General features: G+C 53.9%; 5 protein-coding genes. 4 read left to right on the top strand and 1 reads right to left on the bottom strand.

What is annotated here, in order from left to right; genetic code table 11:
- Positions 1 to 147 precede the first annotated feature (147 nt).
- On the top strand, positions 148 to 1,926 hold the full coding sequence (gene ptsP / locus CPT76_RS22925; protein WP_105444565.1) for a phosphoenolpyruvate--protein phosphotransferase: 1,779 nt from the start codon (positions 148 to 150) through the stop codon (positions 1,924 to 1,926).
- 108 nt (positions 1,927 to 2,034) lie between these two features.
- Here the strand turns inward: ptsP and CPT76_RS22930 are convergent, their stop codons facing one another.
- Entirely contained in the window at positions 2,035 to 2,559 is a 525-nt protein-coding gene (locus CPT76_RS22930) for a type 1 glutamine amidotransferase domain-containing protein (RefSeq protein WP_105444723.1), read from the bottom strand.
- Between the two features lie 353 nt (positions 2,560 to 2,912).
- Between CPT76_RS22930 and CPT76_RS22935 the strand changes: the two genes are divergently transcribed.
- The 3 genes from CPT76_RS22935 to CPT76_RS22945 all read left to right on the top strand — a co-directional run.
- Positions 2,913 to 3,218, top strand: a complete 306-nt coding sequence (locus CPT76_RS22935; protein ID WP_144025411.1) for a hypothetical protein — start codon at positions 2,913 to 2,915, stop codon at positions 3,216 to 3,218.
- 112 nt (positions 3,219 to 3,330) lie between these two features.
- Complete coding sequence (gene ytxJ / locus CPT76_RS22940; RefSeq protein WP_105444566.1) at positions 3,331 to 3,678, top strand: bacillithiol system redox-active protein YtxJ; 348 nt, start codon at positions 3,331 to 3,333, stop codon at positions 3,676 to 3,678.
- A 90-nt stretch (positions 3,679 to 3,768) separates the two neighbouring features.
- On the top strand, positions 3,769 to 4,552 hold a 784-nt coding region (locus CPT76_RS22945; RefSeq protein ID WP_105444567.1), incomplete at its 3' end, for a LacI family DNA-binding transcriptional regulator.

The raw sequence follows: 4,552 nt of genomic DNA on the forward strand, positions 1-4,552 counted from the left end.
TGCTTCATCGCTTGCCACGCCGATGGTGATCACCAACCCGGACCGCGTTAAGTCATGGAGCTTCGCTCCGTTCAAAGCCGTCAAGAAGGGGCAGACGTCGGTTATGTCCGTAGTATTACACGACAGAAATGTTGGAGGTTTGGAATCATGATACAAGGCATCGGTGCATCTGCCGGGGTAGCGATTGGAAAAGCATTTGTACTGCCGAACTGGGAATGGGACCTGCCCGAGACCGGGATCGACGCAGTAGATCTGGCCAACGAATTTGAACGGCTGTATGAGGGGATACGAACCTCCAAAAATGAGATTGAGTTTATTAAAAATGAGTTCAGGGATATGGTCGGGGAAGAGGAGTCGAGCATTTTTGACGCTCATTTGGCCATCCTGGACGATCCGGTGTTCATGAATGAAATTCAAGGCGTCATTGAGCGCCAGTATAAAGCGGCCGAGGTCGCGGTAAAAGAGGCGATCGATCATTTCGTCACGATGTTCGACCTGCTGGATGACGAATACATGAAGGAGCGGGCGATGGACATCAAGGATGTCGGCAACCGCCTGCTCAAGCATCTGCTCGGCGCGCCGGAGATTACGCTGCCTGCGGATACCCAGCCGTATATCCTCGTGGCCAAGGAGCTGTCCCCGTCCCAGCTGGCACATTTGAATCCTTCTCACGTGCTCGGCATCGTGACGATGGTCGGCGGGAAGACGTCCCATTCGGCCATTATGGCACGGGCTCTCGGCATTCCGCTCGTTGCGGGGCTGGAGAACAAGCTGAAGGATCCGATCCAGACTGGGGATTTGCTGGTCATTGACGGGGACACCGGAGCGCTGTATCTCAATCCGGACGATACGCTCGTGGAAGAATATGTGCGGATCCGGGAGCGCCAGCTGGCGAAGAAGGAGCAGCTGGAGCTGTTGGCTGCCGTCGAAGCGATCACGAAGGACGGCTGCGAGCTTCACCTGGCCGCGAACATCAGCTCCGCCAAAGAAGTGGAATCGGCCTTGAAATACGGCGCCAATGGCGTAGGGCTGTTTCGGACGGAATTTTTGTACATGGACCGCAGCACGTTTCCGAGTGAAGAGGAACAGTTTGAGGTGTACCGCCAGGTAGCCCAGCAAGTGGGTGAGCTTGGGGCGGTGATCCGCACGCTCGACATCGGCGGCGACAAGCAGCTGGATTATTTTGCGCTGCCGGATGAGGATAACCCGGTTCTAGGCTACCGGGCGATCCGGATCAGCCTTGACCGCCAGGAGCTTTTTCAGACGCAGCTGACCGCCATTCTTCGGGCGAGCGCGTTCGGCAGGGTGAAAATTATGTACCCGATGATTTCATCGGTCGACGAAATCAGACAAGCCAATGAAGTGCTGCATCGGGCCATGGCCGATCTTGACGCAAGGGGCATCGCTTACGACAAGGACATCCCGGTCGGCATCATGATCGAGATTCCCGCCGCAGTCATCATCGCCGATCTGCTCGCGGAAGAATGCGACTTCTTCAGCATCGGAACGAACGATCTCGTACAGTACGTATTGGCAGTTGACCGGATGAACGAGCAGATCGCCCATATGTATCATCCGTTCCATCCGGCGATTCTGCGGATGCTGCGCACGACGGTGGAAGCCGCGCACCGGGTGGGCATTCCCGTCAGCGTGTGCGGCGAAATGGCCGGCGACGAACGCTCGGTACCGATCTGGCTGGAGCTGGGCGTGGACCATCTGAGCATGTCGATCCAGTCCCTGCTGAAGCTGAAGCATCGGATACTTAACACGACGGCTTCCGATGCGAAGCGGACGGCGCAGACATGTTACCAGTTGAAGAGCAGCGTCGAAATCGAACGCCTGCTGACCGAATTTGCCGAGCCTGCCTGCGCAAATAACGAGAGCGTGAATCAGCCTCGGGGCGAAAAGGGCAGCAACGCTTCCTGACCTCCTGTGTTGCCATTGCCGCATAATATAGAAAAAGAGCCGGCCGATCCACCAAGTGGACGGTCAGGCTCTTTTTTTTGGCCCGGCTGACTGCCTATGGCTTGCTGCTTATTGCCCCGCAAGCGCATCGCAAAAGGCTTTGCCGTAAGGCGGAAGATCCGGCGGGCGGCGGGCGGACACGATATGTCCGTCAGTGACGACCGCCTCGTCCTTCCAGATTGCGCCGGCGTTCTCCATGTCGTCCCGGATGCCCGGAGTGGAGGTCACCGTAACGCCCTGCAAAATTTTAGCCGAGACCAGCACCCAGCCTGCATGGCAGATTTGTCCGATCGGCTTGCGTTCCTCGTGCATTTCCCGCACCAGCTGCAGCACCTTTCCGTAGCGGCGCAGCTTGTCCGGCGCCCAGCCACCGGGCACCAGTATGCCGTCGTAATCCCGGCTGTCCACTTCTTCAAACGAATAGTCCGATACGGCAGGAACGCCATATTTGCCGATGTAGGTATGTCCCTTCTTATCCCCGACCAGGTGCACCTCGGCGCCTTCCTCCCTCACCCGGTATACGGGATACCACAGCTCCAAGTCTTCAAACTGGTCATCGACGAGCGCAATGACCTTCTTTCCGGCTAATCTCATGTTCAGCATGCTCCCTCCTGAGTAAAAGTCCCTATGTTTCCAGTGTAACAAAAATGAATAGAACAATCATGCTTTACAAGAAAGGGATGGGCCGTTTGGTAAATAAAACAGGTGGGCTAGAGAGGAAGGAATCCAGCGCGGGCAGGGCGAATACGAAGGGGAACGATGATTTTTACAATGACTATATAAAGATGTAAAAAGATATATGGGGTGGAAATATGGGATCAAAATGTAAATGTGGGGAAGTCCTTAGACTTGACCTTCGCACGGTGATGTATACCCGCAACGTAATCATACGGCATGTTCCGGTGCTTGCTTGTGACGATTGTTCGAATTATGAGCTGCTGCCATGCATGAGACCGGTGCTGAAGAAATGCGTCGAGACGCTCGGGGAGCGTCCTTCCCGTCGAAGCTTTTCTTTGGCAGACCACCATGAGCTGGCAGGAATGGTTCGCGAGGTGTTCCTGCGTCCCGACAGCCTGTCCCGCGAAGATTTGGAGCTGCAGATTGAAACCGAGGTCAGGGACCGTATCAACCTGCTTCTGGACTTATACAGCTTTGCCGAACAGACTGAGGACCACGAGTGGGTGGAAAATATCCGGGAGCGGCTGTCCCAGCTGTCGGCGATGCTGCCTGAATTGAACCAATTTTACGCCTGATTTACGTTTTACTGCATTTTTTCGGGTTTTTCGCTAGGTATGTTGGATTTTTCACGAGCTTTTTGATACGATAGATTCAGGATTTGAATCGAAAAAAGGGGATGTATATCAAATGGCGACAATGACTAAACTGACTACTAGCGATCAGCTGCAATCCGCATTGGAAGCCTCCACAGATAAGCCTCTGCTGCTGTTTAAGCATAGTACACGCTGCCCGATCAGCTCTGGTGCGTATCGGGAAATGATGTCTTACTTGGAAGATCAGCCGAATGAAGCCGTACAGTATGGTCTGATCCATGTTGTCGAAGACCGTCCGGTATCGATGGAAGCGGCGGATCGTCTTGGGGTGCAGCATGAATCGCCTCAGGTTATTCTGGTTCAAAATCAGGCGCCCATCTGGCATACGTCTCATTCTCATATTACTTCTGAAGTGATTAAAGAGCATTTGCAACAGCTGTAAGTGTAATCATTGCACAATGCAAAATTTTGTCGTATCATTGAGTTTAATGGGTTGACGAATGAAAATTTATTTGCAATGGAGAGAAGGAATTTGACGGTAACCATTTACGATGTGGCGCGTGAAGCAGGCGTATCGATGGCCACGGTATCGCGGGTTGTCAACAACAATCCGAACGTGAAGCCTCAGACCCGGAAGAAAGTATATGAAGCAATTGAACGTTTAGGATATCGTCCGAACGCGGTGGCAAGAGGACTTGCCAGCAAGAAAACGACAACCGTGGGTGTCGTGATTCCGGACATATCCAACTCCATTTTTGCGGAGATCGCCCGGGGTATCGAAGATATCGCCAACATGTACCACTACAATATCATTTTGTGTAACGCTGACAAGAGAAAAGACAAGGAAATTCGCGTCATCAACACGCTGCTTGAGAAGCAGGTGGACGGGCTGCTCTTCATGGGCGGAACCGTAACGGACGAGCATATTCAGGCCTTCCAGACTTCGGCTGTGCCGATCGTGCTCTGTGCGACGCGCGACGAGAACGGCATTTACCCTTCCGTGGATATCGATCATGAGGCGGCCGCCTTTGACGCGGTAAATACGCTGATTCGTCACGGTCACCGGGACATCGCCATGATCAGCGGAACGCTCCAGGACCCGGCGAATGGCTATGCGCGTTTCCAAGGCTACAAGAGAGCGCTGGAAGCTGCCGGCATCGAGTATCAGGAAGACCTGGTTCGCATCGGCAACTACCGGTACGAGTCCGGTGTGGAAGCGATGAAGTATTTCCTCGGGCTGAAGAAGAAGCCTACGGCGATCTTTGCGGCCACCGACGAGATGGCGATCGGCGCCATTCACAGCATTCAAGACGAAG

Origin of the sequence: Paenibacillus sp. AR247 (assembly GCF_002968895.1) — a bacterium.
Classification (GTDB): Bacteria; Bacillota; Bacilli; order Paenibacillales; family Paenibacillaceae; genus Paenibacillus_AQ; species Paenibacillus_AQ favisporus.